Annotated in this window: 22 protein-coding genes and 5 tRNA genes; 10 read left to right on the top strand and 17 right to left on the bottom strand. The window is 73.5% G+C overall.

The features are described from left to right. Nucleotides 1-19 precede the first annotated feature (19 nt). Nucleotides 20-1,021 carry an NAD-dependent epimerase/dehydratase family protein gene (locus A4R25_RS16050; protein WP_064447201.1) on the bottom strand — a complete coding sequence of 334 codons (1,002 nt, stop codon included), beginning with the start codon at nucleotides 1,019-1,021 and terminating at the stop codon, nucleotides 20-22. Between the two features lie 1,037 nt (nucleotides 1,022-2,058). On the opposite strand from A4R25_RS16050, the gene A4R25_RS16045 reads away from it, so the two are divergent. Beyond that, a complete protein-coding gene (locus A4R25_RS16045; protein WP_064447200.1) occupies nucleotides 2,059-2,634 on the top strand; it encodes a hypothetical protein in 576 nt (191 codons plus the stop codon). Nucleotides 2,635-2,697: 63 nt separating this feature from the next. Here the strand turns inward: A4R25_RS16045 and A4R25_RS16040 are convergent, their stop codons facing one another. The 3 genes from A4R25_RS16040 to A4R25_RS16030 form a co-directional block, all read right to left on the bottom strand. Beyond that, nucleotides 2,698-4,347 (bottom strand): PKD domain-containing protein, encoded by a 1,650-nt coding sequence (locus A4R25_RS16040; RefSeq protein ID WP_064447199.1) that lies wholly within the window; start codon nucleotides 4,345-4,347, stop codon nucleotides 2,698-2,700. A gap of 153 nt (nucleotides 4,348-4,500) precedes the next feature. Beyond that, nucleotides 4,501-4,572: transfer RNA gene (locus A4R25_RS16035), tRNA-Val, on the bottom strand. Between the two features lie 11 nt (nucleotides 4,573-4,583). Continuing rightward, nucleotides 4,584-4,656, bottom strand: a tRNA-Gly gene (locus A4R25_RS16030). Nucleotides 4,657-4,815: 159 nt separating this feature from the next. On the opposite strand from A4R25_RS16030, the gene A4R25_RS16025 reads away from it, so the two are divergent. Beyond that, on the top strand, nucleotides 4,816-5,061 hold the full coding sequence (locus tag A4R25_RS16025; RefSeq protein WP_064447198.1) for a DUF6458 family protein: 246 nt from the start codon (nucleotides 4,816-4,818) through the stop codon (nucleotides 5,059-5,061). 76 nt (nucleotides 5,062-5,137) lie between these two features. On the opposite strand, the gene A4R25_RS16020 is transcribed toward A4R25_RS16025, so the two are convergent. The 6 genes from A4R25_RS16020 to A4R25_RS15995 form a co-directional block, all read right to left on the bottom strand. Next, nucleotides 5,138-5,824, bottom strand: coding sequence for a hypothetical protein (locus A4R25_RS16020; RefSeq protein ID WP_064447197.1), 687 nt, complete (start codon nucleotides 5,822-5,824; stop codon nucleotides 5,138-5,140). A 96-nt stretch (nucleotides 5,825-5,920) separates the two neighbouring features. Continuing rightward, entirely contained in the window at nucleotides 5,921-7,306 is a 1,386-nt protein-coding gene (locus tag A4R25_RS31485) for a helix-turn-helix transcriptional regulator (RefSeq protein ID WP_064447196.1), read from the bottom strand. Nucleotides 7,307-7,430: 124 nt separating this feature from the next. Beyond that, nucleotides 7,431-8,249: an isocitrate lyase/phosphoenolpyruvate mutase family protein gene (locus A4R25_RS16010; RefSeq protein ID WP_064447195.1), complete on the bottom strand. Its 819-nt coding sequence runs from the start codon at nucleotides 8,247-8,249 to the stop codon at nucleotides 7,431-7,433. A gap of 111 nt (nucleotides 8,250-8,360) precedes the next feature. Then, nucleotides 8,361-8,435, bottom strand: a tRNA-Val gene (locus A4R25_RS16005). Nucleotides 8,436-8,447: 12 nt separating this feature from the next. Further along, nucleotides 8,448-8,518: transfer RNA gene (locus A4R25_RS16000), tRNA-Cys, on the bottom strand. A gap of 34 nt (nucleotides 8,519-8,552) precedes the next feature. After that, nucleotides 8,553-8,625, bottom strand: a tRNA-Gly gene (locus tag A4R25_RS15995). Between the two features lie 275 nt (nucleotides 8,626-8,900). Between A4R25_RS15995 and A4R25_RS15990 the strand changes: the two genes are divergently transcribed. Further along, nucleotides 8,901-9,503 (top strand): TetR/AcrR family transcriptional regulator, encoded by a 603-nt coding sequence (locus A4R25_RS15990; protein WP_043330511.1) that lies wholly within the window; start codon nucleotides 8,901-8,903, stop codon nucleotides 9,501-9,503. A 39-nt stretch (nucleotides 9,504-9,542) separates the two neighbouring features. Here A4R25_RS15990 and A4R25_RS15985 read toward each other — a convergent pair whose 3' ends face one another. After that, nucleotides 9,543-10,370, bottom strand: coding sequence for a hypothetical protein (locus tag A4R25_RS15985; RefSeq protein ID WP_064447271.1), 828 nt, complete (start codon nucleotides 10,368-10,370; stop codon nucleotides 9,543-9,545). A gap of 189 nt (nucleotides 10,371-10,559) precedes the next feature. On the opposite strand from A4R25_RS15985, the gene A4R25_RS15980 reads away from it, so the two are divergent. The 4 genes from A4R25_RS15980 (at nucleotide 10,560) to A4R25_RS15965 (ending at nucleotide 14,254) form a co-directional block, all read left to right on the top strand. Next, entirely contained in the window at nucleotides 10,560-11,228 is a 669-nt protein-coding gene (locus tag A4R25_RS15980) for a methyltransferase (protein ID WP_064447194.1), read from the top strand. Between the two features lie 57 nt (nucleotides 11,229-11,285). Further along, a complete protein-coding gene (locus tag A4R25_RS15975; protein WP_231915544.1) occupies nucleotides 11,286-12,401 on the top strand; it encodes a cytochrome P450 in 1,116 nt (371 codons plus the stop codon). 102 nt (nucleotides 12,402-12,503) lie between these two features. Next, on the top strand, nucleotides 12,504-13,436 hold the full coding sequence (locus A4R25_RS15970; protein ID WP_064447192.1) for an ABC transporter ATP-binding protein: 933 nt from the start codon (nucleotides 12,504-12,506) through the stop codon (nucleotides 13,434-13,436). Continuing rightward, nucleotides 13,433-14,254, top strand: a complete 822-nt coding sequence (locus A4R25_RS15965; RefSeq protein WP_064447191.1) for a hypothetical protein — start codon at nucleotides 13,433-13,435, stop codon at nucleotides 14,252-14,254. Before A4R25_RS15970 ends, A4R25_RS15965 begins: the two co-directional genes overlap by 4 nt. Before the next feature lie 15 nt (nucleotides 14,255-14,269). On the opposite strand, the gene A4R25_RS15960 is transcribed toward A4R25_RS15965, so the two are convergent. Genes A4R25_RS15960 through A4R25_RS15945 form a run of 4 tightly spaced genes read right to left on the bottom strand, consistent with a single transcriptional unit; the run spans nucleotide 14,270 to nucleotide 18,513 of the window. Further along, the gene (locus A4R25_RS15960) at nucleotides 14,270-14,947 is read right to left on the bottom strand and encodes a response regulator transcription factor (protein ID WP_064447190.1); all 678 of its coding nucleotides are present in this window, start codon (nucleotides 14,945-14,947) and stop codon (nucleotides 14,270-14,272) included. Continuing rightward, nucleotides 14,944-16,602, bottom strand: a complete 1,659-nt coding sequence (locus A4R25_RS15955; protein ID WP_231915535.1) for a sensor histidine kinase — start codon at nucleotides 16,600-16,602, stop codon at nucleotides 14,944-14,946. Before A4R25_RS15955 ends, A4R25_RS15960 begins: the two co-directional genes overlap by 4 nt. A gap of 46 nt (nucleotides 16,603-16,648) precedes the next feature. After that, entirely contained in the window at nucleotides 16,649-17,380 is a 732-nt protein-coding gene (gene bioD / locus A4R25_RS15950; RefSeq protein WP_064447189.1) for a dethiobiotin synthase, read from the bottom strand. Continuing rightward, nucleotides 17,377-18,513, bottom strand: coding sequence for an 8-amino-7-oxononanoate synthase (locus A4R25_RS15945; RefSeq protein ID WP_064447188.1), 1,137 nt, complete (start codon nucleotides 18,511-18,513; stop codon nucleotides 17,377-17,379). Before A4R25_RS15945 ends, bioD begins: the two co-directional genes overlap by 4 nt. Before the next feature lie 156 nt (nucleotides 18,514-18,669). Here A4R25_RS15945 and bioB point away from each other — a divergent pair, with 156 nt between their 5' ends. Genes bioB through A4R25_RS15930 form a run of 3 tightly spaced genes read left to right on the top strand, consistent with a single transcriptional unit; the run spans nucleotide 18,670 to nucleotide 20,398 of the window. Then, nucleotides 18,670-19,665, top strand: coding sequence for a biotin synthase BioB (gene bioB, locus A4R25_RS15940; RefSeq protein ID WP_064447187.1), 996 nt, complete (start codon nucleotides 18,670-18,672; stop codon nucleotides 19,663-19,665). 7 nt (nucleotides 19,666-19,672) lie between these two features. Further along, the gene (locus tag A4R25_RS15935) at nucleotides 19,673-19,888 is read left to right on the top strand and encodes a hypothetical protein (RefSeq protein ID WP_064447186.1); all 216 of its coding nucleotides are present in this window, start codon (nucleotides 19,673-19,675) and stop codon (nucleotides 19,886-19,888) included. A 3-nt stretch (nucleotides 19,889-19,891) separates the two neighbouring features. After that, entirely contained in the window at nucleotides 19,892-20,398 is a 507-nt protein-coding gene (locus tag A4R25_RS15930; protein ID WP_043325589.1) for a GNAT family N-acetyltransferase, read from the top strand. Between the two features lie 68 nt (nucleotides 20,399-20,466). Here the strand turns inward: A4R25_RS15930 and A4R25_RS15925 are convergent, their stop codons facing one another. Beyond that, a complete protein-coding gene (locus A4R25_RS15925) occupies nucleotides 20,467-22,920 on the bottom strand; it encodes a non-reducing end alpha-L-arabinofuranosidase family hydrolase (RefSeq protein WP_064447185.1) in 2,454 nt (817 codons plus the stop codon). 209 nt (nucleotides 22,921-23,129) lie between these two features. Beyond that, complete coding sequence (locus tag A4R25_RS15920) at nucleotides 23,130-26,009, bottom strand: glycoside hydrolase family 9 protein (RefSeq protein ID WP_064447184.1); 2,880 nt, start codon at nucleotides 26,007-26,009, stop codon at nucleotides 23,130-23,132. Nucleotides 26,010-26,030 lie beyond the last annotated feature (21 nt).

Raw genomic sequence — 26,030 nt, 5'->3', positions numbered from 1 at the left:
CGGCCCCTTCTCTGCCGGTTCAGGCCGGGAGCGAGGCCAGCAGGGTGGCCTCCCGCTCCGGCGCCAGGCCGACCGGCGCGCGTGTGGGCCGCCCCGCCCGGGCCGGCACCTGCCCCACCTCGCGCAGCCACCGCCAGGTGTCGGCGACCGTCTCGGTCACCGGCCGGCACACCAGCCCCGCCGCGTACGCCCGCTCGACGTTCCGCTCCTGCAACCACCGGTACTCGTGCCCCCGCGGCACCCAGACCGGCAGGTCGTTCCACGGCACCACCCCGGCCGCCAGGATCGGCTCCGGCGGCGTCCACCGCAGCGTCGCGCCCGACCCGGTCGCCGCCACCGCCGCGTCGAGCAGCTCACCCATCGTCGCGTGCCCGGTGCGACCGATCACGTTGTACGCCCCGCCGACGCCCTCGGCACCCCGGTCCAGCAGCCAGGTCGCCAGGTCGCGGACGTCCACGTACTGGATCGGCAGGTCACGCGGCCCGGGCGCCAGCACGTCCCCGCCCCGGGCGATCCGGTTCAGCCACCACGGCAGCCGCCCGATGTCCTCCCCCGGCCCGAGGATCAGCCCGGCGCGCACGAGCAGCGCCCGGTCACCGAACACCCGCGTGGCGGCGAGTTCCCCGCCCGCCTTGTTCTCCGGGTAGTCGCCGTCGTCGGCGTCCGGGTCCGCCGCCACCGTCGGCGCCTCCTCGCCGGTGCCGAGTTCGACGGGTGGCGCGTACACCGAGCCGCTGGACACGTAGACGTAGTGCGGCACCGCGCCGACGAGCGCCGACGCCGCGTCCCGGACCGCCCGGGGCGCGCCGTCCCAGGTGTCCACCACCAGATCCCACTCGCCGCCGGCCAGCGCGGCCAGCCCGTCCGGCGCCGTCCGGTCACCCCGCAACCGGTGTACGCCGGGCGGTGCCTGCCCGTGTACGCCCCGGTTGAACACTGTCACCTGCCAGTCGCGGCGTACCGCCTCGGCCACCACGGCACCACCGACAAAGCCCGTACCACCCAGCATCAGCAGTCGCATGCGTCTTAGCCTGCCGCCGCCCGCCGGCCATGGCGCCCCTTGTTCACGGTGAGCGGATCTGCCAGCGGCAGAACCCGGTCCGAGGGCAGCTCGGCCCGGACGGGGCGGCGGCGCATGTCTTTGTCCGCCGATCTTGGAGTAATGGTGCCCAGTATGCCCGGTTGACACCCTTCGCAAGGCACCACAACTCCAAGATCGGCGCACCCGCCCAAGACCACGGCGGTTTCCGAGCCCTCTCAAACAGCCCTCGCCCCAGTCCTCCGCGATCTTGCACTTCGGTACCCCGCATAACGCGCAAACGGGGACACCCGAAGGGCTGCACCTGCAAGATCGACGCGGCACTACGCCGCCCTTCGGTCCGATCCGGCCCCGCCCCGCCCCGCGCGAGCCGCCCCAAGGGCGTCGATCATGAAGTTGACGGCACTTGGTGTCCGGTTTGTCGCCGCCAACCTCATGATCAACCGCTGGCGGGGTGCCTGGCGAGGGCTTGTTCGATCTTGGAGTTGTGGTGCCCAGGATGCCCGGCTTGACATCGTTCGCGAGGCGCCACAACTCCAAGATCGCGGTGATCAAGGAGTTTGTGTGCTCGTGGGTGCCGGAAAGGGCCGCAAACTCCTTGATCACCTGTGCAGAGCGAGGTGCCGGGTGGGGTGGGTGTGTCTGGTCGGTGGTGGGCGGGGTGTCGGGTTCGGGGGTGGTGGGCGGCACTCTGGTGGCGGAATCGTGGGCGGGTGCGGGGCGTTGTAACCGGGTGAACGACCAAGCAGGACCGCCCCCGAGCGGTCGGCTGAGGGAACACGGCCTGCGGGTCGTTGAGCCTGGTTCCGACGACGTGAACCCGCGCCCGGGTGGTGTGAGGTGCCCGGGAATGATGCCGGGTCGACGGTCGTTGGACATGCTTCCGGCGCCGCGTAGAGGCCCCCAGCCCCGCGAGCAGCCGAGATCCCCCTTGAGACTTTCTTGAGCGCCTGACGGTGCCCACACCCCCCCCCGGTCCCCCCGGGGGGGGGTGTCGACCCCCGAATGGAGCCCCCATCATGAACACGATTCTGCGTAAGAGCATCCTGGGTATTGCTGGTCTGGCTTTCACCGGTGGCGTGTTCGCCGGCCCGGTCGCCGCCCACGCCGCCGACACCACCCACGCGGCAAAGCCGGTCACCGCCACGGTGCAGTCCGACAAGCTGATCCCGCACGGCGTGCAGGGCGCCCAGTCCCGCATCGACCTCAATGACGAGCAGACCGCCAACGTCAAGGCCATCATTGCCGCGACGAAGAAGGCCGGCATGGACGAGCGTGCCGCGGTCGTGTCGATCGCCACCGCGTTGCAGGAGTCGAAGCTGGAGAACCTCGGCCACCTCGGTGACCGTAACGACCACGACTCGCAGGGCCTGTTCCAGCAGCGCCCCTCCTCCGGTTGGGGCACGGTCGAGCAGATCACCGACCCCGAGTACTCCACCACCGCGTTCCTGAAGGGTCTGAAGCAGGTCGACGGCTGGAAGGACATGCCGCTGACCAAGGCCGCCCAGACCGTCCAGGTCTCCGCCTACCCGGACCACTACGCCCAGTGGGAGCAGCAGGCCGCCGACCTCGTCGCCCAGCACTGGAACAAGTAAGACCACGCTGAAGGCCGGCACCCCGAACCAACGGGGTGCCGGCCTTTTCGCGTACCCGATGGGTCAGGCCGGGGGCAGGACGAACGTCCACGTGGTGGTGGTCGTGCTGGCCGCGGCGCCGGTGGCGGTGAGCCCGCCGTAGCTGCCGGTCGGCACGCTGCTCGCCGAGTCGGCGAGCAGGCCGGTCACCCGTCCGCCCCCGGTCTGCGAGGTGTTGCTGCGCACCGCCACGCCGGCCGGCGGGGTGAGCGCGGTGGAGGTGCTGTCGCCGTGCAGCCAGTACGACACGGCCCAGCTCTGCGCCGCGGTCACCGGCGCGTACGGGGTGATGCGGGTGGCGGTGCTCGCCGGATCGGTGGCCCGGGTGAAGACCGGCGCGCCGGGCGCCACCCCCCGGTACGCGGCCAGCACCAGGTTGCCCTTCGCCTGACCGTCCAGTGTCACCCGGACCGCAGTGCCCGCGTCACCGGCGCTCGCGGTCTTCCACCAGGCGGTGGTGGTGGCGAAGCCGCCGTCGAGGCGGTCGAGCCGGCTCCAGCCGGTCACGCCGGCCGGCTCGCCGGTGCCGGTGTGCGTGTTCTGGCTGAGCAGGAGCAGCAGCATGTCACCGGCCTGCACGCCCGCCGGGACGGTCACGGTGTGGCTGGTCCAGTTGGCGTTCGCGGTGGCCTGGCCGACGAACGAGATCCGCTCCGGTACGGGCGCGACAGTCACCTCGACGGTCGCGGTGCCGGTGGCGCCCCGGTCGTCGGTGACGGTGAGCGTGACCGGGTAGGTGCCGGCCGCCGCGTACGTGTGGGACGTGGTCGGTACGGAGGCGGTGCCGGTGGTGTCGCCGTCGCCGAAGTTCCAGCTGTGGTCCTGGATCGCGCCGTCGGCGTCGGTGGAACCCGCGCCGGTGAACGTGCACACCAGCCCGGAGCAGGTGGGCGTCAACGCGGCCACCGGCGCCTGGTTCGCGGGGCCGCCCGATCCCTTCAGGATCTTCACGTAGTCGATGTCGCCGGCGAAGTAGTCGCAGGTGACCTTCGTACCGTCGCACTGGCTCTTGCCGCCGACGGACAGCGGCCAGGTGTTCGCGATGGTGCCGGTCGGCCCGTTGAGGCGGCTGGTCCGCACGCCGTCGACGTACATCTCCACGTATGCGGAGGTGCGGTTGCAGGTGATCGTGTGCCACTGGCCGTCGGAGATCGGCACGTCGGTGTAGCCGGTACGGGAGGCGCCGTCCGCGCCCCGGAACAGGCACTTCGGCTTGCCGTTCGGGGCCTCGAACTTCCAGTAGCCGCCGGCCGTGTTGCCCTGTCCCTTCTGGAGGATGTTGCCGAAGGAGTACGTGGTCCGGTAACGGATGGTCACCGAGAAGTCCCCGGCGTCCGGGTTGAAGTCGGTGGTGTGCGGCACCAGGTCGACGTGGCCCGGGACGTACTCCTTGTCGGTGGGCAGGTGCGTGGCGAAGCGGTGGCCGGTCGCCCCGGCGTAGAGCGCGCCGGTGACCACCTCACCGCCGATCGTGCCGTGGCGGCCGTTGCCGCTGTAGTCGGTCAGCACCGTCGACGACGACGCCGGCTCGTCCATGCTGTAGAACGCCACCGTCCGCGTCGCGGTGGCCTGCGCGGGCGCGGCCGATACCGTCACCCCGGCCGCCGCGACGACAGTCGCCACCCCTAATCGTGCGGCCGTCCGCCGCCACCGTCCCCGCTCGATCGTTGCCATGTGACCGCCTCCCTGCGCATCGGGCCTCACAGTGACACGCACGGTGGCGGCGGCAGAATAATCCGCACGGTGGACCTGGGAGACCGATGTAGCCGGTGCCGGCGGTCCGGTGGGAGACGACCGCCTGTCGACCGGCGGCGTGGTGACTCCCGGTGGGCGATACTGGGTTTGAACCAGTGACCTCTTCCGTGTCAAGGAAGCGCGCTCCCACTGCGCCAATCGCCCGGGCAATCGCGAGCGGACGACGGGATTCGAACCCGCGACCCTCACCTTGGCAAGGTGATGCGCTACCAGCTGCGCTACGTCCGCGTGCCGCCGGTTCGCGCCGGCGACGGGGTGAACTCTACCCGATGCCAAGATCGCCGTGCGGCAGACCCCCGCCGTGCCGGGTGGCCGTGTGGTTGCGCCGCTCACCGCCGGGGTACTGAGGCGGGTGACAGCACAACCATCCCCCCGAAGGAGGCTGTCGTGGGTATCGGTACGAGCATTTTCCTGATCGCGGTCGGCGCGATCCTCACGTTCGCGCTCAACGCCAGCGTCGGCGGGGTCGACCTCGACGTCGTCGGCTGGATCCTCATGGCGGCCGGCGTCCTCGGCCTGATCATGACCACGCTGGTCTGGGGCCGGCGCCGTCAGGTGGTCGCCACGACCGTCGACGAGCCGGTGGAGTACCGCCGGGTCGAGGAGCGCCGGGACGTCGCACCGCCCATGTGATCGTGAGCGGGGCCGACGGAGCTGATCGGTCCCGGCACCGGACCGGCCGGATCGAACATCCGGCCGGTCCGGTCTGCTATGCCCGCTCGCCGTCGGGGGCGTCGGCGTCATCGGTGGCGGCGCGCAGCCCGTACCAGCCGATCGCGGCCACCAGCGCCACCTGCGCCAGGTAGCTCGCGACGACCACCGCGCGAGCGGCGTCCTGCGGCACCAGCACGAACGCCACCACGTAGACGAGCGCGGCGACGACCAGCGGACGCGGCATGGTCCGGCCGATCAGGATGCCGACGAGCGCCAGGACCATGCCGAGGACGATCGCCACCTGGCTGCCGAGGACGGCCGGGAGCAGCCCGTCCAGTTGGTCGTTGAACACGTCGAACAGCGCCCGTCCCTGCGCCTCCGGCACGACCGCCGGGTCGGCGGCGTAGGCGAACGGCAGCACCTCCGCGGTGATCGCCAGCGCGAACACCACGCCGCCGAGGCCGGCCAGGAAGGCACCCACCAGGTTCAGCACGCCCGCGCGGCCCCGGGCCAGCCCGACGATGAACACCGCCGCGGCGATCCAGGACACCGCGTACGCGGGCCCGCCCAGGTAGAGGTTCATCGGCCAGTACGCGGACCCCAGCTCGCGGACGTCGTCGTAGTGGATCGCGCCGTCGAACGGCGGCTCCCACAGCATGAAGACGGTCCGTCCGGCCAGGGACGCCAGGAGCAGGACGAAAAGGGCGACGAGCGCGGCACGGCGCAACTTCGGTACGGGCACGGTGAGAGCCTCCGTCGATTCAGGTGTCGCCCCACCGTGCCGAGGTACCGCCCGCGCGGGCATCGGCCTCAGCACCTATCTTCGGAAAATCCCTGCTCAATGCGACTGTCGGGCGTGCTCCAGCCAGATCCGCGCGGCCCGCACCCGACGGTTCGTGGCGCCGCCGGGCGTCAGGTCGAGCTTGACGAAGATCGCGCGCAGATGGGCGTCGACGGTCCGCTCGGAGACCACCAGCTGCGCGGCGATCCCCGCGTTGCTGGCGCCGTCGGCGAGCGCGGCGAGCACCTCCCGTTCACGCGCCGTCAGCCCGCCGACCGACACCGGGCCCGCGGCATCCACAACCGCCCTGGCCGGGGCCGCCGGCTCGATGACGTTCGTCGTCCCCGCCGCGCCGCCTCCGTCCGTACCCTCTGCGCCGCCTCGCGGCGTCACCGGCGCTGTCGGCGCGGCGGTGAGCAGCGCCGCCAGCCGGCCGGTGCCGGCCCACGCCCCGCCGACGACGGCGACGGTCAGCGCCGACACGACCAGGGCGACCGAGGTCGGGCCGAGGGACGTCCCGGGAGCGGCCACGAGCGTGCCGACGCCGACCACCAGCAGGGCCGCGGCGGCCAGGCCGGCGCCGCGCACCACGGCGCCGACCCGGCGCGGCTCGGTGGCGCCGCGGGCGGCGGTGACCGCGCACGCGGCGGCGAACACCGCGGCCCCGGCCAGCGCCACCAGGAAGGCGACCGAGCCCAGCGACGGCTCGACGTCGCCGGGCGTGCGGGCGACGGCGAGCAGCAGGCAGAAGACGACTGTCAGCGGCGCGGCGGTGGTGGCCGCCGCGGCCACGCCGAGTCGCGCCCGGACGGCGTGGTGCGATCCGAGAGCGGCCCGCCAGAGCGTCACCGGGAGCAGGAACAGCGCCACCGCTGCCAGCAGGGTGACGGCGGCGCCGACCGGCGCGAGCGCGGTACGCCAGGACTCCGCGGCGATCGTCGGAACCCCCGCGAACGGCTGGGTCGCCGTGGTCAGCAGCGCGTTGACGAGCGTGGCCACGCCCAGAGTGAGGCCCACGAGCCGGTGCGTCCACGGGACGGCGTCGCCGACGCGGACGGCGGCCGAGGCGGTCAGCTGAAGGAGTGCCAGCGGCGGGATCCACGCCGAGTTCCACGCCGCGACGGCCGGCCCGGCCCACGGGTGCCCGGCCGCGACGGCGGCCACCGCGACGACGGCGAGCGCCAGATACGCCAGCAGCGACGCGGCGAGCCCCGCCGCCAGCCGGCCGGCGGCACGGTGACCCGACCGGCTGAGCCGGAGCGCGGCGAGCGCGGTGACCACGGCTGCCGTCGCGAGGGCCACGGCGCCGACCGGGTCGCTCGCGAAACCGCCGTGCCCGGCCGCGCCCAGGACGGCGAGCGCCGCGACGCCGAGGGTCGCCGTGGCGGCGGTGAGGACGGGCAGGCTCCGCAGCGCGGGCACCGGGCGGACGACCGCCGTCATCCGTGGTGATCCCGTCGGGACGGGCACCGGGGACAGCCGGTCGCCGTCCGCCGGCTCGGACGCGGGACAACGGCCACCAGCACATTCAACCCGGTCCCCCGCCCGAGGTCGATCCCGTGGCCGGTCAGTCGCGCATCAGTTCGTTCAGCTCGCCGAAGTCGAGCCCGCCGGCGAGCGCCTCGTACGTCCCGGCGCCGAACACCTCCGCCGCCGCGCGCCGGACCACCGCATACGCCGTCTCGGCCAGCGCCGGGCCGAGGCTCACCCGGGCCACCCCGAGCCGCGCCAGCTCGGCCACCGGCGGCGCGCCCGGCCCGGCCAGCACGTTCAGCGGGGCCGGGATCGCCGCCGTCAGCGCGGCCACCGTCTCCGGCTCCACGGTTCCGGGTACGAAGATCCCGTCCGCGCCGGCGGCCAGGTACGCCTCGGCGCGCTCGACCGTCTCCGGTACGCCCCCGGCGCCCCGCAGGTACGTGTCGACGCGGGCGTTGACGTACAGCGGGATGCCGGCGCGGTCGGCGGCGGCCCGGACCGCGGCGAGCCGGGCGACCTGCTCGTGGATCGGGCGCAGCGGACCGCCGCCGTCGTGCCGGGCGTCCTCGACGTTGACGCCGACGGCTCCGGCGGCGAGCACGGCGGCGACGGTCTCGGCGACCTGGTCGGGGTTGTCGCCGTACCCGGATTCGATGTCGGCGGTGACTGGAAGGCGGACCGCGTCGGCGACGCGGCGGATGACGTCGACGGCGGTGTCGCGGGCGAGCAGGTCGCCGTCGGGGGCGCCGCGACTCCAGGCGACGCCGGCGCTGGTGGTCGCGATCGCGTGGGCGCCGGCCGCGGCGACGAGCCGGGCGCTGACCGCGTCCCAGGCGTTGGCCAGGATCAGTGGGTCACCGGGCCGGTGCAGGGCGCGGAACCGCTGGGCTCGGGTCTGTTGATCGTCCACCGGGCCAGTCTGGGTGGGGCACGCGGGTGCGGCAATGGCCAGCGGCGCGGCACTGGACTGATCGATGGCGACGAGAAAGGCCGTGTCGAATGATCGACACGGCCTTTCCGCTGGTGGGCGATACTGGGTTTGAACCAGTGACCTCTTCCGTGTCAAGGAAGCGCGCTCCCACTGCGCCAATCGCCCTCGTCTACTGCGAGGTGGAGACGGGATTTGAACCCGTGTACACGGCTTTGCAGGCCGTTGCCTCGCCTCTCGGCCACTCCACCGAGGTTGCCCCCGAACTGCGTGGCGGCATCTCCGAGCGGACGACGGGATTCGAACCCGCGACCCTCACCTTGGCAAGGTGATGCGCTACCAGCTGCGCTACGTCCGCACGCCCCCGGTGTTATCCGGTGACGGATGAGAACTTTAGCCGAGCCCGGGAACGGTTGCCAAATCGGGTTCCGTTTCCGGCGCGTCCGGTGGTGGCGGACCCCGCTCCCCCTCGGCTTCCTAGGAGCCTGGGTGGCTTCCGTCCGAGAGCACCGGCGAGCGCTCCCACCTGCGGAAGCAGACCGGCGCGTCGAGTGTCCGGCATCCGACTGCCCGCCCGCCGACCAGCCGCTTCGGTAACTCCCCGTGGTCATGCGGATGGGTTACCGTAACGCCGTGACGAGACGAGCCGCCGAGATCCGCCTGGACGCGCTGCTGCGTACGGCCTGTGAGGTGATCGCGGAACGAGGGCTCGCCAACACCCGCACCGCGGACGTGGCGGAGGCCGCCGGGGTGAGCCAGGCCCTCGTGTTCTACCACTTCGCCACCAAGGACCGACTGCTCGCGCAGGCGTTCGCGTACGCCGTCGAGCAGGACCTGGCCAAGCTCGACGCGGTGCTCCGCTCCTCCGCGCCGCCGCTGGCGAAGCTGCGCCGCATGCTGCGCCTGTACGCGCCGGCCGGCCGGGCCACCTCCTGGTCGATGCGCATCGACGGCTGGGCGGAGTCGCTGCGTACCCCGGAACTGGAGAAGCTCTCCCGGCGGCTGGACCTGCGGTGGCGGCAGGACCTGGCCGCGCTGATCACGGACGGGGTCGCCGAGGGCACGTTCGACTGCCCCGACCCGGCCGGCGCGGCCTGGCGGATCAGCGCGGTGATGGACGGCCTCGCGGTCCAGCTCGCGGTGCACGAGCGGGTGATCACGCGCCGCCAGATCGCCGAGTGGATCCGCCTCGTCGCCGCCCGCGAACTGGGCCTCGAACCCAGTCAGCTCGACTGACCGGGCCCCGCCCCCGGCCCGCGCGGGCGGGTCCGCCGGTCAGGGCCAGGTCGGGCGGGGGCGCTCGAAGGGCGGTGGCAGGGTTTCCGGTTCGGTGACGGCGGCCGGGCGCAGCAGGCGGCGCATCCGCAGCAGCAACCCGGCGCCGAGGAACAGCAGCAGCCCGCCGAGCAGGAACGCCGCCTGCACGAGGCCGAAGCCGCCGCTGTCCGCGACCGGGCGTCCGGCCACACCACCGGGCGGCGGCGGCTCCACCACTGCCGCGTCGGTCGGCTCGTCGGTCACCGGGTCGTCGGTGGGTGGCTCCTCGCTCGGCGTCTCCGAGGGCTCCGCGCTGGTGGGCGCCGGCGTCGGCGAAGCCTCCTCCCCCACCACCTCACGCGAGGCGGTCCGCCGGGCCAGCAGCCGCAACTGCGGGTCGTACGCCTCGGCGGCGAAACTCACCCGGCCGCGCGCGACGTCCTCGGCGAACGCCACCCGGTAGCGGGCGGTCACGGTCCGGCCCGGGCAGAGCACACCCGGGTCGAGTTGCCGGTCGGTGAGCCGGGCGGTGTCTCCCTCGGTGCGGATCTCCAGCGGGAACGACCCGCTGTCCTCCACCCGGTCCACCTTGAGCTGGTCCAGCCGCAGGCCCTGCACCCGCACCAACATCGACCAGCGCACCTTGACACAGCCGCCCCCGTCGGAGCGGGACACCACGGCGGACAGCGTCTCCACCCGGTTCCCGGCGGTGAACTCGTCCGGCAGACCGCTCAACTCGGTGGAGAAGGCCGCCGCCGCCCGCGCGGGCAGGGCTCCCCCGTACCCGGTCCCGGCCACGAAGGTCAGCACCAGTCCGATCCGTAGCGCGTGCCGCCACCCGCTCACCACGCCTCCTCACCCTCGGTCGTGTCCACAGGCAACGCTAGGAGCGCGCCGGGCACGCCGGTAGACGGGCGTGTTCGCATCCAACGCCACAACACGGGGGCCATTTCACCGAACGTGGTGAACCGGTCACGGCCCCGCCGCGACACGCCCGGGATCGGGCCCGCCCCGCGGGTGGGACACAATTCTCCGGTGTCCGAGCTGTCCGCCGCGTTCGTCCGGCTGCACGCCCGCCTCGCCCCCGTGGCGTTCGTACCCGAGGTGCGCCTGCACCAGGCCGACGAGCCGATCGGCCTGTGGGAGCTGACCGAGGGCGAGTTCCGCAGCGCCCAGCCGCCGCCGTTCTGGGCGTTCGCCTGGGCCGGCGGGCAGGGCCTGGCCCGCTACGTCACCGACCACCCCGAGGTGGTCGCCGGCCGCCGGGTGCTCGACCTGGCCTCCGGCTCCGGCCTGGTCGCCATCGCCGCCGCCCGCGCCGGCGCGGCCGCCGTCCGGGCGGTCGAGGTGGACGAGCGGGCCGTCGCGGCCGTCGCGCTCAATGCCGAGGCCAACGGGGTACGCGTCGACGCCGAACTCGGCGACATCCTCGACACCGACGCGGGCGACGCCGAGGTGGTGCTGGCCGGGGACGTCTTCTACAGCGAGGCGATGGCCCGCCGGATGCTGCGCTTCCTGCTCCGGGCCGCCCGCGCCGGCGCCCGGGTGCTGGTGGGCGACCCGGGCCGGGCGTTCCTGCCCCGCGAGCGCTTCCACGAGCTGGCCGCGTACGACGTGCCGGTGTCCGAGGCGCTGGAGAGCGTACGGGTGAAGCACACCACCGTGTGGGAGCTGGACCCGAACCCGCCGGGCGCCCGCCGCTAGCGTTACCGCGTGCTGTTCCGGGGCTGGGGGGAGTCCGTCGACGGGCAGTGGCCGGACATGGCCACCGTTGTCGACCACGTCGGCGTGCCACACCTGGTGGTGACCCGGCACGCGCTCGTCCGCCAGGTGCTCACCGATCCGGTGACGTTCCGGCCGGACAACGCGCTCGACGCGGTCACGCCGATCCCGGTGGCCGCGCTGCGGGTGCTCGCCGGGCACCGGTTCCGGCTGCCGCCGACGCTGGCGAACAACGGCGGCGCCAGCCACCCGGAGATCCGCGGCATCGTCGCCGACGCGCTGCACCCGCACCGGGTGGACGCCCAGCGCCGGTGGCTGACCGGGCTGGTCCGGGAGCGGGTGGCGGGGCTGGCGGCGGCGCTGGACGCGGGCCGCCCGGTCGACCTGTACGCGGGTCTCGCCGCCGACCTGCCGCTGCTGGTGCTGGCCCGCCTGGTCGAGCTGCCGGACGCGCCGGTCGGCGCGGTGAAGGACTTCGCCCGGGCGGCGCTGGAGCTGTTCTGGGCGCCGCTGGACTCCGCCCGGCAGCTCGCGCTGGCCGCCGAGGTGGGCCGGTTCCACACCGTGCTGCGGGAGTTCGCCGCGACCGGGGGCGGGCTCGCCGCGCGGCTGCGCGCGGCGGGGCACTCCCCCGACGTGGTCGTCGGGGCGCTGTTCTTCCTGCTGGTCGCCGGCCAGGAGACCACCTCGCAGTTCCTCACTCTGCTGCTGCACCGGCTCTCCGGCGAACCGGCGGTACGGGCCGGCCTGCGCGCGGGCACGGTCGCCGTGGACGACGTGGTCGAGGAGGGGCTGCGGCTGGAGCCGCCGATCGTCACGTGGCGGCGGGTGGCGGCGGTCGACACCACGCTCGGCGAGCTGCCGGTGGCGGCGGGCACCAGCGTGGTGGCCTGGCTGGCCCGCGCCGGGCGCGACCCGTCGGTGGTCGGCGCGCCGGGTGAGTTCCGTCCCGGGCAGCCCGGCTCGCGGCGGCACCTGGCGTTCGGCGCCGGGCCCCACCGCTGCGTCGGCGCGCAGCTGGCCCGGATGGAGGCGGCGGTGGTGGTCGCGGAGGCCACCGCGCTGCTGGACGACGTGACTGTGGTCCGTCCACCCTGGTGCCCGGACAACCTCACGTTCCGGATGCCCGACGCGTTCGTGGTCCGCCGCGCCTGAGCCCTGCGGGTGTTAACAGGGGGCCCTTCCTTACGAAAGTGAGGGTGGGGGGCTGCCGTTCGACGGCGGTGCGGGGACATCCCGGCTGAATAGCGTCATCGCATGATCACACTTCGTGCGTTGACGAAACGGTTCGGCGACGTGACAGCCGTCGACGACCTGACCGTCGAGATCCGCCCCGGCCAGGTCACCGGGTTCCTCGGCCCGAACGGCGCGGGCAAGTCCACCACCATGCGGATGGTGCTCGGCCTGGACCGGCCCACCGCCGGGCAGGCGCTTGTCAACGGGCGGGACTACCGCACGCTGCGGCACCCGCTGTACGAGGTGGGCGCGCTGCTCGACGCCACCGGTGTGCACCCGGCCCGCTCCGGTGTGGCGCACCTGCGGGCGATGGCGCGCAGCAACGGCGTACCGGCTCGGCGGGTGACGCAGGTGCTCGACCTGGTCGGCCTGGACGCCCGCGCCGCCGGCAAGCCGGGCCGGGCGCTGTCGCTGGGCATGGGTCAGCGGCTCGGCATCGCGGGCGCGCTGCTCGGCGACCCGCCGGTGCTGCTGCTCGACGAACCGGTGAACGGGCTCGACCCGGACGGGGTGCGGTGGATCCGCGGGTTCACCCGCCGTCTCGCCGACGAGGGACGCACCGTCCTCGTGTCCAGTCACCTGATGAGCGAGATGCAGCAGACCGCCGACCGGGTGGTGGTGCTGGGGCGCGGCCGGCTGGTCGCGGATGCGCCGCTGGCCGAGCTGATCGCCGCCCGGCCCGCCGCGTCGGTCCGGGTACGCGGCCCCGAGCCGGCCGCGCTCGCCGCGCTCGGCGACCGGCTGGCCGCCGAGGGCGCCACAGTCACCGCCGACGAGGGCGGGATGTCCGTCGCGGGCAGCACCGCCGGCCGGGTCGGCGACCTGGCGCACGAGATGGGGGTACGCCTGCACGAGCTGACCCCTGTCGCCCCCTCCCTGGAGGAGGCGTTCCTGGAACTGACCGCCGACAGCGTGGAGTACGCCGCCGGCTCGACCGGAGGTGGCACCCGATGACCGCACAGTCCACGCTCGACCCGGCCCGTCAGTCCGCCCGGCCCGCGCCCACCGGGAATCCGCTCGCCGGGGCGGTGGCCGCCGAGTGGACGAAGCTCTGGTCGGTCCGCTCCACCTGGTGGACGCTGCTCGCGGCGGTGCTGACCATGGCAGCCACCAGCGCCCAGCTCGCCATCTACGCGCAGAACGCCAACACCGACGACGACCCGGCCAACAACCCGGGCGTGGTGGACGTCGGCGAGATCGTGGCCGGGTCGCTGGAGCTGACCCAGTACGTGGTGCTGGCGCTCGGCCTGTTCGCGATCACCAGCGAGTTCACCACCGGCACGATCCGCACCACGCTGCGGTGCACCCCGTCGCGGGGGCGGGTGCTGGCGGCCAAGGCAGTGGTGGTGGGCGCGGTGACGTTCGGCGTCGGGCTGCTGCTCGGCACCGTTGGCGCGGTGACGGCCCGGCCGGTGCTGGGCGAGTGGGGCCGCGCCCCGCTGGGCGCGACGGTGGCCGACGTGGTGGCCGCCGCGGCGTACCTGGCGCTGATCGGCGTGCTGGCACTCGGCCTGGCGGCGGCGCTGCGCGGCGCGGTGCTGGCCCTGACCGTCCTGCTCGCGCTGCTGATGATCGTGCCGCTGTCGTTGCAGGAGCCGGACATCACGGTGCTCACCCGGATCGCCGACGCGTTCCCCGGGGTGGCGGGCAACCACTTCCTGGCCGGGGACACCGAGCCGTACCCGGCGGTGGTCGGGCTGCTGCTACTCGCCGGCTGGGCCGCCGCCGCGCTGGCGCTGGGCCGGTGGGCGCTGGCACGGCGCGACGCCTGAACGGGGCGGGGCTGGTCAGCCGGTGGGCGGGACCAGCCCTGCCTCGTACGCGAGGATCGCCGCCTGCACCCGGTTGCGCACGTCCAGCCGGGTGAAGATGCTGGTCAGGTAGCTCTTCACGGTGCCCTCGACGAGGTGCAGCCGGCGGGCGATCTCGGCGTTGGACAGTCCCGCGCCGACCAGCGCCAGCACGTCGCGTTCCCGGTCGGTGAGCCCGGCCAGCCGGTCCCGCGCGTACGGGCCGCGGGCCAGCCGTCCCCCGCTCAGCTCGATCACCCGGCGGGCCACCCGTGGCGACAGGTACGCCCCGCCCTCGGCCACCGCCCGCACCCCGGCCAACAGTTCGCGCGGGTCACCGGACTTGAGCAGGAACCCGGCGGCGCCGTGGCCGAGCGCGCGGGCGATCAGGTCGTCGTCGCCGAACGTGGTGAGCATGACCGCCGCCGTCTCCGGCACCAGCCGGCGGATCTGCGCGGCGGCGCTGAGCCCGTCGCCGCGGGGCATCCGGATGTCCAGCAGCGCCACCCGGGGGCGGTGCGCGCGGACCAGCTCGACCGCGGCGAGGCCGTCGCCCGCCTCGCCGACCACCTCGATGCCAGGGTCGGCGGCCAGGATCGCCCGTACCCCAGCCCGGACCAGCGCCTCGTCGTCGGCGAGCACCACCCGCAGCGGGCGGTCGTGGTCGTCGCTCATGGTGCGATCTGCTCCTTGCTGACCAGCCGCCCGTCGGCGAAGCAGAGCCGCCAGGTCGCCTGGGCGAACGGGAAGTTGCCGTCGGTGTAGAACTCGCAGCCCGGCGCGGCGCCGGTCGCGGGCGGATCGGCCTGCCGGCGGGGCAGACCGAGCGCGTCGCGCGGCTCACCCAGCCGCAGCCGTTCGTAGCCGGACCGGTCCAGCACCGCGCCCGCAGTGGCGAGCGGGTAGTAGACGAGCGCCAGCACCAGCGCCAGCCCGGCGGGCGCGCCGATCGCCACGAGCAGGCTGCGTCGCGCCCGCCGCCGGGCCTCCCGCAGCCGCCGGGCCGCGTCCCCGTGTCCGTCCCGGCCGGGTACGCCGACGCGTCCGGCGTCGAGCGGGTCGATCTCCGCGAGGTCGTCGTCGCCGGATCGCGGGGCGGTCGCCCCGGAACCGTCAGCCGGGCCGGTGACCGGCGGACCGGCGTCGGCGAGGGCCGGCGTCCCGGAGGCTCGGATCGGGTCGGCGACCGGTGAACCGGCGCCCGCGCGGCCGGGCGGCGGCGTGCCGGGACGGGCCGCATCAGCGAGCGGGATGTGTGCGGTGACCGCCCAGCCGCCGTCGCACGGGCCGGCGTCCAGGGCGCCGCCGGCGAGGCGTACCCGCTCGCGCAGCGCCAGCAACCCGGAGCCGTGCGACGGCGGCCCGGGCAGCGGACCGGCCGGCGGTGGCGCGTTCACCACCGCGACAGTCACCGCGTCGTCGTCGCGTGCCACAACGACGGTGACCGGAGCGCCGGGGGCGTAGCGGGCGGCGTTGGTGAGCGCCTCCCGGACCACCCGGTGCACCGCGTGCGCGGGCAGCGGCGGCAGGTCCGCCTCGTCGGCGCGCAGGTCGACTGTCATCCCGGCGTCGCGCGCGCCGTCGACCACGTCGGCGACCGTCTCCCCCGGCGGCCGCAGCGTGCGCTCCTCGCGCAGCACGCCGATCACGTCGTGCAGGCGTTCGGTGGCGGCGGCGACGCTGGCCCGCAGCTCACCGGCCGCCGCCCGGTGCGCCGCGGACAGGTCCGGCGCCAGTTCCAGCGCACCCGCCCGCAGCGCGATGAGGCTCAGGTCGTGGCCGAGCGAGTCGTGCATGTCCTGCGCGATGCGGGCCCGCTCGCGCAGGCGTACCCGCTCGATCTCGGCCCGGCGCTGCGCCTGCGCGTGCCGCAGTCCGGCGTCGGCGAGCGCGCGGTGCTGCCGCCGCAGCCGGCCCAGCAGCCAGGGGAACACCCCGGCGAACAGCAGCACCGAGGCGAGCAGGAACCAGGTGGACGGCTCGGTGCCGAGCAGCCCCAGGTTGAGCACCGAGCCGGTGACCGCGATGGCGGCGAAGACGGCGGCGGCCGGCGCGGCCCGGTCGCTGCGCCGCCCGGCGAGGTAGCCGAAGACCGGGATGGCGAACACGACGTTGCCGTCGACGAGCGAGCCCGCCACCACTGCGAGCACCGCGACCAGCGGCCACCGGCGCCCGATCCACACCGCCGTGCCGAGCAGCGCCAGCGCGGCGGCCAGCGGCGGAAGCTCGCCGATCTGCGGCGGGGTGAGCCGGCCGTACGCCACCGGCGCCGCCAGCACTGCCCAGAGCAGCAGGTCACCGGCCCGGCACTGTCGTTCGCGGGGTTCCACGGCGGTCACGCTACCCACGCCCGGCCGGGCCGGGCACCGACGAAAGTCAGGTCTCCTCGGCCCAGGCGCGCCAGTCGTCGAGCACGCCGTACAGGGCGGGGGTGAGCCACCCGGGAGCGGACCGGCGGAACACACCGGGGTCCATCCCGCCCGCGCCGGCCGGTACCGCGCCGAGCAGGTTCGGCAGCAGCTCGGACAGGTTGAGCCAGTGCACCAGTTCCGGTTCGGTCGGCCAGGCGCCGATCACCACACCGGCCGGGACGGCCCGCCGCTCCAGCGCCTCCAGCGTCAGCGCGGTGTGGTTGAGCGTGCCGAGCCCGGCCCGCGCCACCACCACCGCGGGCGCGCCGAGCGACACCGCGAGGTCGGCCACCGTCCACGGCTCGCCGGACGGGCGCAACCCCATCGGTACGAGCAGCCCGCCCGCGCCCTCGATCAGCACCAGGTCGTGCTTGTCCGCCTCCTCGCGGATCGCGTCGACGGCGTTGTACAGCTCCAGCGGCGGCAGGTCCGCCACCCGGGCCGCGGCCAGCGGCGCGAGCGGGTCGGGATAGCTGGCGAGCGTCCGGCCGGTGAGCGGGGCGGCCAGCCGGGTCACCGAGTCGACGTCGCCGGGCTCGCCGGTGGCCGTACCGGTCTGGCCGGGCTTGACCACCGCTACCCGCAGCCCGGCGGCCTGCGCGGCGGCGGCGACGGCGGCGGTCACCACCGTCTTGCCGATCTCGGTGTCGGTGCCGGTCACCAGCACCGGCCCGGTCCAGGCGTCGCCGAGGCTCATGGCGCACACTCCACGATCACGTCCAGGGCCCGGTCGAAGTCGGCCCGGTCCACCCCGGCGCTGACGGTGAGGCGCAGCCGGGAGCGGCTGTCCGGTGTGGACGGCGGACGGAAGCAGCCGACCGCCACACCGCGCTCCCGGCAGGCGGCGGCCCAGGCGGTCGCCGCCTCCGGTCCGGGCGCGGTCACCGAGATCACGGCGCCGTCCGGGGCGGACACGGACAGCCCGGCAGCGCCGAGGCGGCGCACCGCCGTCGCGACCCGGTCGGCCAGCTCGGCGCGCAGCGCGTCGCCGTCGCGGGCCAGGCGCACCGCGGCGCGTACCCCGGCCACCACGGCGGGCGGCGGCGCGGTGTCGAAGATGAACGTGCGGCCGGTCTCCACCAGGTGGCGGACGAACTCGGCCGGCCCGGCGACCACGCCGCCGGCCCCGCCGAGCGCCTTGGACAGCGTCGCGGTGACCACCACGTCGGGCGCGCCGGCCAGCCCGGCGGCGGCCACCCCGCCGGCCCCGGCCGGGCCGGTGACGCCGAGCGCGTGCGCGTCGTCGACGAGCAGCAGCGCGCCGTGGCGGCGGGCCACCTCGTGCAGCTCCGCGAGCGGGGCCAGGTCGCCGTCGACGGAGAAGACCGACTCGGTCACCACCACGGCCGGGCGGCCCGGCGCGGCGGCCAGCGCCGCGGCCACCGCTGCGACGTCCGCGTGCGGCGTCACCAGCGTCTCGGCGCCGGAGATCCGGCAGCCGTCGATCAGCGAGGCGTGGTTGTGGGCGTCGGAGACGAGCAGCGTACGCGGCTGCGTCAGTCCCCGGACGGCGGCGAGGTTGGCCAGGTAGCCGGAGGAGAACACCAGCGCCCGGTCGACGCCGAGCCAGTCGGCCAGGTCGTCCTCCAGCGCGTGGTGGGCGTCGGTGGAGCCGCGCACCAGGCGTGACCCGGTGGCGCCCAGCCCGTACGCGGACAGGGCCTCCGCGGCGGCGGCGGTGACCTGCGGGTGGGTGGCCAGGCCGAGGTAGTCGTTGCCGGCCAGGTCGACCACCGCGTCGTCGGCGGCCCGGGGACGCAGCGTGCGGGTCAGTCCCGCCCGGGCCCGCAGCTCGGCGCGGCGGTCCAGGGCCGCCAGCCAGTCCGCCACCGTGCCGTCCCCTCCCGCCGACCACCGCCCCGCCGGGCGCTTCCGCGGGGCGAAGTTACCACCCGTCCCGAGGGCTCCGGCGTGGCGCGGTCCCGGCTCGCCGGGGCTGCTGGCGGCGGTTTCCCGGCCCCTCGGTGGCCTGTTAGGTTACGAGCCATGCCAGAGATCCTCGACCAGGCCCGGGAGCGGGTGCTGGGCAACGGTGTCGGCCTCGACGAGGCCGGTGTCCTCGCGGTGCTGAACCTTCCCGACGAACACCTGCCCGCCGCCCTCCAGCTCGCGCACGAGGTCCGGATGCGCTGGTGCGGTCCGGAGGTCGAGGTCGAGGGCATCGTCTCGCTGAAGACCGGCGGCTGCCCGGAGGACTGCCACTTCTGCTCGCAGTCCGGCCTGTTCACCTCGCCGGTCCGGTCGGTCTGGCTGGACATCCCGGCGCTGGTCGAGGCCGCGAAGCAGACCGCCGCGACCGGGGCGACCGAGTTCTGCATCGTGGCCGCCGTGCGCGGTCCGGACGCCCGGCTGATGAAGCAGATGCGTGAGGGCGTCGCGGCCATCCGCGCCGCTGTCGACATCCAGGTCGCCGCGTCGCTCGGCATGCTCACCCAGGAGCAGGTCGACGAGCTGGTCGAGATGGGCGTGCACCGCTACAACCACAACCTGGAGACCTGCCGCTCCTACTTCCCGAACGTGGTCACCACGCACTCGTGGGAGGAGCGCTGGGAGACGCTGCGGATGGTCCGCGAGTCCGGCATGGAGGTCTGCTGCGGCGGCATCCTCGGCCTCGGCGAGACGGTCGAGCAGCGGGCCGAGTTCGCCGCGCAGCTCGCCGAGCTGGACCCGCACGAGGTGCCGCTGAACTTCCTCAACCCGCGGCCGGGCACGCCGCTCGGTGACCGTCCGGTGGTGGAGGGCAAGGACGCGCTGCGCGCCATCGCCGCGTTCCGGCTGGCCATGCCGCGCACCATCCTGCGGTACGCGGGCGGCCGCGAGCTGACCCTCGGTGACCTGGGCACCCGCGACGGTCTGCTGGGCGGCATCAACGCGGTGATCGTCGGCAACTACCTGACCACGCTGGGTCGCCCGGCCAACGCCGACCTGAAGCTGCTGGAAGACCTGAAGATGCCGGTGAAGGCGCTCTCGGCGACCCTGTGAGGCAGCGGTGACCGATCTTTCCCCCGCCCCGGCCGCGCCCGTGGCGCTGTGGTGCGACAGGTGCGGCGAGTCGGTGGCGGCCGGGCCGCATCCGGCGTGCGAGGCGGCCCGGGCGTGGGAGCCGCCGCGCTGGTGCGCGTCCTGCCGGCGGCGGATGAAGGTGCAGGTCGTACCGGCCGGCTGGTCGGCGGTCTGCGTCGAGCACGGCGAGCGGCGGGGCTGAGGGGTGCTGCGGGGGCGGGCGGTGACGCTGCGGCCGGTGACCGACGCCGACGTGCCCGCGCTGGCCGCGATCCGGGCCACCCCTGAGGTGCGCCGCTGGTGGCGCGGCGGGGACGATCTGGCCGAGTCGGTCCGGGCCGACCTGGCCGATGACGCGGTGACGATCTACGCGGTCGAGCACGACGGCCGGCTGGTCGGGGCGATCCAGTGGTACGCCGAGACCGACCCGGACTATCGCCACGCCAGCCTGGATGTCTTCCTCGACCCGGCGGTCCGCGGCTCCGGGCTGGGCGGCGACGCGATCCGCACGCTGGTCCGGCACCTGATCGACGAGTACGGCCACCACCGGTTCACGATCGACCCGGCGGCGGCGAACACGGCGGCGATCCGCGCGTACGCGAAGGTGGGGTTCCGTCCGGTGGGCATCATGCGCCGCTACGAGCGCGGGGCGGACGGGCGCTGGCACGACGCGCTGCTGATGGATCTGCTGGCCGAGGACCTGGCCGGCTGAGCTGACGGACGGGCGTGCCCGGCACCACGCGGGTGCCGGGCACGCTCTCCGGTAACTGTGTGACGGTGTCAGCGCTGGAGGGTCAGCACACCCGGCCGCCACGGCAGCAGGTTGTAGTCGCCGCCCGCACTGGGGTTCTTGCCCTGGTACAGGAACTGCAGGTTGCAGGGGTCGATGGTCTTGGTCTGGTCGGGGTTGTTGCGGACCAGGTCACCGTGGCTGATGTCGTTGGTCCACGTCGCGCCGCTGTTGGCCTTGCCGGCGAACGGGTTGCTCTCGGTGGCGGCCTGCGGGGTCCACGAGCCGCTCAGGCTGTTGGACGTGAACGACCGGAAGTAGCGTCCCTGGCTGCCGATCGCCTCGACGATCATCAGGTACTGGTTTTGGCCGGCCACCTTGTAGACCTCGACGCCCTCGAACAGGTTGTTCGTCGAGTCGGTCATGATCGTCGTGTAGTTCGAGCCGAAGCTGCCCGGGAAGTTCCCGAGCGGCATGCTCGACCGGTAGATCTTGCCGTTGTCCCCGGCGAAGAACAGGTACATGTTCTGGTCGTCACCGATCAGGGTCTGGTCGATGACGCCGTACGGGGCGTCCGGCAGGGTGGCGGTGGACAGCGTCTGCGCCGAGGACCAGCCGTTGGCGTTCGTCGGGTCGCTCGACGTCTTGTAGCTGAACGAGGTCGGTCCCCACTGGTACGCCAGCACCCAGATGTTCTTCGGGGCGAAGTACAGCAGGGTGGGCGCCACGGTGCCCTGGCTCATCCCGTTCTGGCCGGCCGAGGCCATGTCGGACCAGTTGGTGAACGGGCTGAAGTTCATCGAGCTGTACTGGCCGCTGCTGTTGACGTACGACCCGTAGACCAGGTGCTTGCCGTTGTGGACGACGTTCGTGAAGTCCTTGAGCGAGACCCAGCCGTTCTGCGGGTTGGCCAGCGCGCCGGTCGACGACCACCGGTAGGTCGACGGGAGCGAGCAGCCGCCCGGCGGGGGCGTCGTGGTTGGCGGCGGCGTGGTCGGGGACGGCGAGGTGCCGCCACCGAAGTCGGTCCGCCACTGCTGGTTGGTCTGTCCGTGGCAGTCGTACAGCTGGATCTGCTGGCCGTTGCCGGTGCCCCAGACGTCCAGGCAGCGACCGGACTGCACGCCGCTGATGGTGCCGTTGGAGTTGATGTTCCACTGCTGGTTGGACTGGCCGTTGCAGTCCCAGATGATGATTCCGGTGCCGTTGGCGGTGGCCGCGCCGTTCGCGTCGAGGCACTTGGTGCCGTAGACCATCAGCTGCTTGCTGGAGGTGTACGTCCACTGCTGGTTCGACTGACCGTTGCAGTCGTAGAGCTGGACCCGGGTGCCGTTCGTCTGGGTGGCGTTCGGCACGTCGATGCACCGGCCCGACTGCACGCCGACGATCCGGCCGGCGCCGCCGCTCGGCGGCGGTGCCGTGGTCGGGGTCGTGGTCGGGGTCGTGGTCGGCCCGGAGGTCGGGGCGGCCGCGTTGAGCGCGTTGAGGACCGAGTTGTACGCGGCCTTCTTGTTGCCTCCGCCGTCGAACAGCAGCGGGCTCTCGTTCGAGCGCCACGAGTCGCTGTCACGCACACCCCACACCGTGATGCCGATGCAGCGCGGCACGTTGATGCACGCCTGCGTCAGACCGGCGTACTGGCTGGTCGAGGAGTTCGTGACGTCGACCTCGGTCAGCGCCACGTCCACACCCAGCGCGGCGAAGTTCTGCAGCGTGGTCTGGAAGTTGCCCGGCAGCGAGCTGCCACCGGTGAAGTGGGTCTGCAGACCCACGCAGTCGATCGGCACACCCCGGGACTTGAAGTCCCGGATCATGTTGTAGACGCCCTGCGTCTTGCCGTACGACCAGTTCTCGATGTTGTAGTCGTTGTAGCACAGCTTCGTCGACGGGTCGGCCGCGCGAGCGGTGCGGAACGCGACCTCGATCCAGTCGTTGCCGGTGCCCTGGAGGTTGGAGCTGCGGCGGCTGCCGTCCTCGTTGAACGCCTCGTTCACCACGTCCCACGCGGCCAGCTTGCCCCGGTAGTGGGCCATCACGCCGTTGATGTGGTCGATCATCGCCTGACGCAGGTTGCTGCCGTTCAGGCTCTGCATCCAGCCCGGCTGCTGCGCGTGCCACGCGAGGGTGTGCCCCCGGACCTTCAGGCCCCGCTGGGTGGCCCAGTTGTAGATCTGGTCGCCCGAGTTGAAGTTGAACTGGCCGCGCTGGGGCTGCGTCGCGTCCGGCTTCATCTCGTTCTCGGCGGTGATCATGTTGAACTCACGCGCCGCGATCGTGCTGTACGTCGAGTCGCCGAGCCGGCCCGCCGCGATGGCGGTGCCGAAGTAGCGGCCCGACTGCGCGGCGGCCGCGCCCAGCGTGCTCGCGGCGGCGTTCGCCGCCGGCATCATCACCGCGACGGCGGCCACCGTCACGGCGCTGACCGCGCCGGCGAGCAGCGCTCGGACGGCTGGTGATCGCCGTCGCCGACTCCCGCCGCGATGAGCGGATGGGCTCATTGCCATCTTGGCCTCCTTACTGGCCAACACCCAGGCCGTCGGGGCGGGACGACTGGACGTTTCGGTTGGGGTATCTAGCTTTGTCGATGCTTCCACCACGCATCGGTGGGGACAATGGTGTTTCGGAAAAGTTTCGGAACGTTTTTGGCCGCGCGGGGCCGGGTGCGGCGTGGCCGGTCACACGGGGTGCGGTACCGGCCACGCCACGTCGACGGTCAGGCGACCGTGCAGGCGGTCCCGTTGAGCGTGAAGGTCGCCGGCCTCGGGTTCGAGCCGGTGTGGGTGCCGTTGAAGCCGAAGCTCGTCGACGCCCCGGGTGCCAGCGTCCCGTTGTAGGACAGGTTCGTCGCGGTCACCGCCGCGCCCGTCTGGGTCACGTTCGCCGACCAGGCCTGCCCGACCTTCTGCCCGGTGTTGCCGAACGTGAACGCCAGCGTCCAGCCGTTGATCGCCGTGGTGCCGGTGTTGGCGACGGTGATGTTCGCGGTGAACCCGGTGTCCCAGGAGTTCGCCGTCCAGGTCACCGCGCAGGTGCCGCCGGCCGGCGGCGCGGTGGTGGTCACCGTGACACCGGGCGAGGCGGGTGAGACGTTTCCGGCCGCGTCCACCGCCACCACCGTGAAGGTGTACGTGGTGGAGGCGGTCAGCCCGGTCACCGCCAGCGTGGTGCCGGTGGCGGTGCCGACCAGGACGTTCCCGCCCCGGTAGACGCGGTACCCGGTGACGCCCACCGCGTCGGTGGACGGACCCCAGGTCAGCGTCAGTCCGGTCGGGCCGATCGCGGAGGCGGTGGGGGTGCCCGGCGCGGTCGGCGGGGTGGTGTCGGGCGCCGGGCCGGCCGGCGTGGTGACGCTGACCGCAGCCGACGACGCGGATCGGTTGCCGGCGCCGTCGAGCGCCCGCACGGTGAACTGGTACGTCCGCTCGGGTGCCAACCCGGTCACGGTGAGGGTGGTGCCGGTCGAGGCGGTGACGACCGGGTCGGCGCCGGCCGAGGTACGGGTCACCTCGTAGCCGGCCAGCCCGCTGCCACCGGTGTCGGTGGACGCGGCCCAGGTCAGCGTGAGCCCGCTCGACGTGACGGCGGACGCGACAGGGGTGCCGGGCACCGAGGGCGCGGTGGTGTCCGGGGTGACCGGCCCGGGCTCCTCGCCCCAGACCCGTACGCCGCCGGAGTAGAGCGGCACCTTGCGGTTGGGCCCGGCGGTGGCCTGGTACGACGGGTCGTTGGTCGGGTCCCAGGTGCCGCCCTCCGGCACGCCGATCTTGAACTGCACCTCCATCCGGTGCTGGGACTGCCCGGCGGGCGCGATGGTGTAGCCGGTGCAGTCGACTTCGACGTACCAGATGTCGCCGGAGAACTGCTTCGCCGTCGACGGCGACGGGCAGCCCTGGGTGTAGCCGGGGGTGACGGTGACCGGTCCGGTGCCGTCGGGCCGGAAGAAGTACCGGAACTTACCGGTGGTCAGCGCCCGGGCCGGGAACGCCGACTTGTTGTAGATGATCGCCTTCAGTCCGGTGGCGCGCGGCTCGGCCTGCATGACTGTGGTCTCCACGGTCATCTCGTCCATGTCGGGCGTCTCGGCGGACGGGAACCCGGCGCGCGGGCTGCCGCCGTACTCGTTGGCGAGCCGGGCCAGCGCGGAGGTGAAGCCGGCGTTGTAGTCGGTGGCCACCTCGTTCATCACGTAGTCCGACCGGCTGTCGGTGTACGCGTCGTTTGCCGATGACGGGCCGCCGACCAGCGCGCCGTAGAGCACGTGCCGGGTCTCGGTGGGCACGGTCTGGCTGTCCCACCAGGAGCCGTGCGCGGTGCGGTGGTGCGGGTTGCGCGGCGAGTTCGTGCCGAAGCCGATCTGGTAGCTGGAGTTGCGCGGGTTGTCGCCGAGCGCGTAGTTGATCTGCCGGACCGCGAAGTCGTGGTAGCGCGCCTTGCGCGTGGTGTCGGTGGTCTTGTCGCTGTAGACCAGCGCGGCGAACGCGGTGTTCGAGGCGTACCGCAGCGCGCCCCAGGAGTCGAGCACCGCCATCCCGCCGGGCGAGTACGGCACCCGCTGCCCGTTGACGCCCACCGTCCAGTAGTCCAGCCACCGGTTGGCGTCGTCGGCGTACTTCTGCTTGCCGGTCAGGTTGGCCAGCAGCACGTACGCGCCGAACTGCTTGTTGTCCCAGGCGATGGTCCACTTGTAGGAGCGGGTGGTGGACTGCGGCTCGGTGCCGAGCTTGTCGTACTCGCTCTCGGCCTTGGCCAGGTAGGTGGCGTCGCCGGTGGCCCGGTACAGCCAGATCGCGCCCCAGACCAGCTCGTCCTGGTAACCGCTCCACGACTTGTAGAAGCTCGTCGCGTCGGTGATGCACTCGTGGTAGCTCTTCCGCACCGTGTCGGCGAACGTGTAGAGCTGCTTGGCGTGGCCGAGCAGCTTGTCCGCGTAGGCCGCGTCGGTGGGGCGGAACACCATGGACGAGGCGGCCATCGCGGCCGCCGTCTCCCCCGCCAGGTCCGCGCCGCCGCAGCTCGCGTCGATCTTGTACGCGGGCCGCGCCATCGGCATCATCTCGGCCGGGCCCCACCACTTGTGGTCGTCGTCGCCCTTGCCGACCTGTCCGTAGAGGACGTTCGGCGCGGGGTGCGCCTTGACGAAGTAGTCGTTGACGAAGCGCAGGTTGTTCAGCAGGTGGGTGAGCTGCCCGGAGGCGACGTAGCCGTCGCGGTACTCGACCGCGCCCCAGGCCAGCATGGTGGCGCTGAACGCCATCGGGAAGCCGAACTTCACGTGGTCACCGGCGTCGTACCAGCCGCCGGTGAGGTCGACGCCGACGTCGGCGCCGTCGGTGAGCGCCGAGTCGCCGCGCCAGGAGACGCGGTTCCACGAGGGCTTGGGGCCGGACTGCTGCGCCTCGTAGAAGAACAGCGACTTCTGCAACGCCTCGGCGTAGTTGAACGTGGCCGCGGCCTGCGCGGCGGGTACCTCGACGGCCGACGCGGGCGGCGCGGCGGCGACGGCCGTGGCCAGGCCGACGGCCAGCGCGGCGCCGGCGGCGAGCAACCGGCGCAGCCGCGACCGGCCTCCGGGCGGCGGTATCGGACGGGGCATGGCGAGCTCCTGTGGCTGGCG

The sequence above is a fragment of the Micromonospora sp. NBRC 110037 genome, assembly GCF_001652995.1.
In the GTDB taxonomy this organism is placed as follows: domain Bacteria; phylum Actinomycetota; class Actinomycetes; order Mycobacteriales; family Micromonosporaceae; genus Micromonospora; species Micromonospora chalcea.
This window is presented reverse-complemented; position numbering and strand designations above follow the sequence as displayed.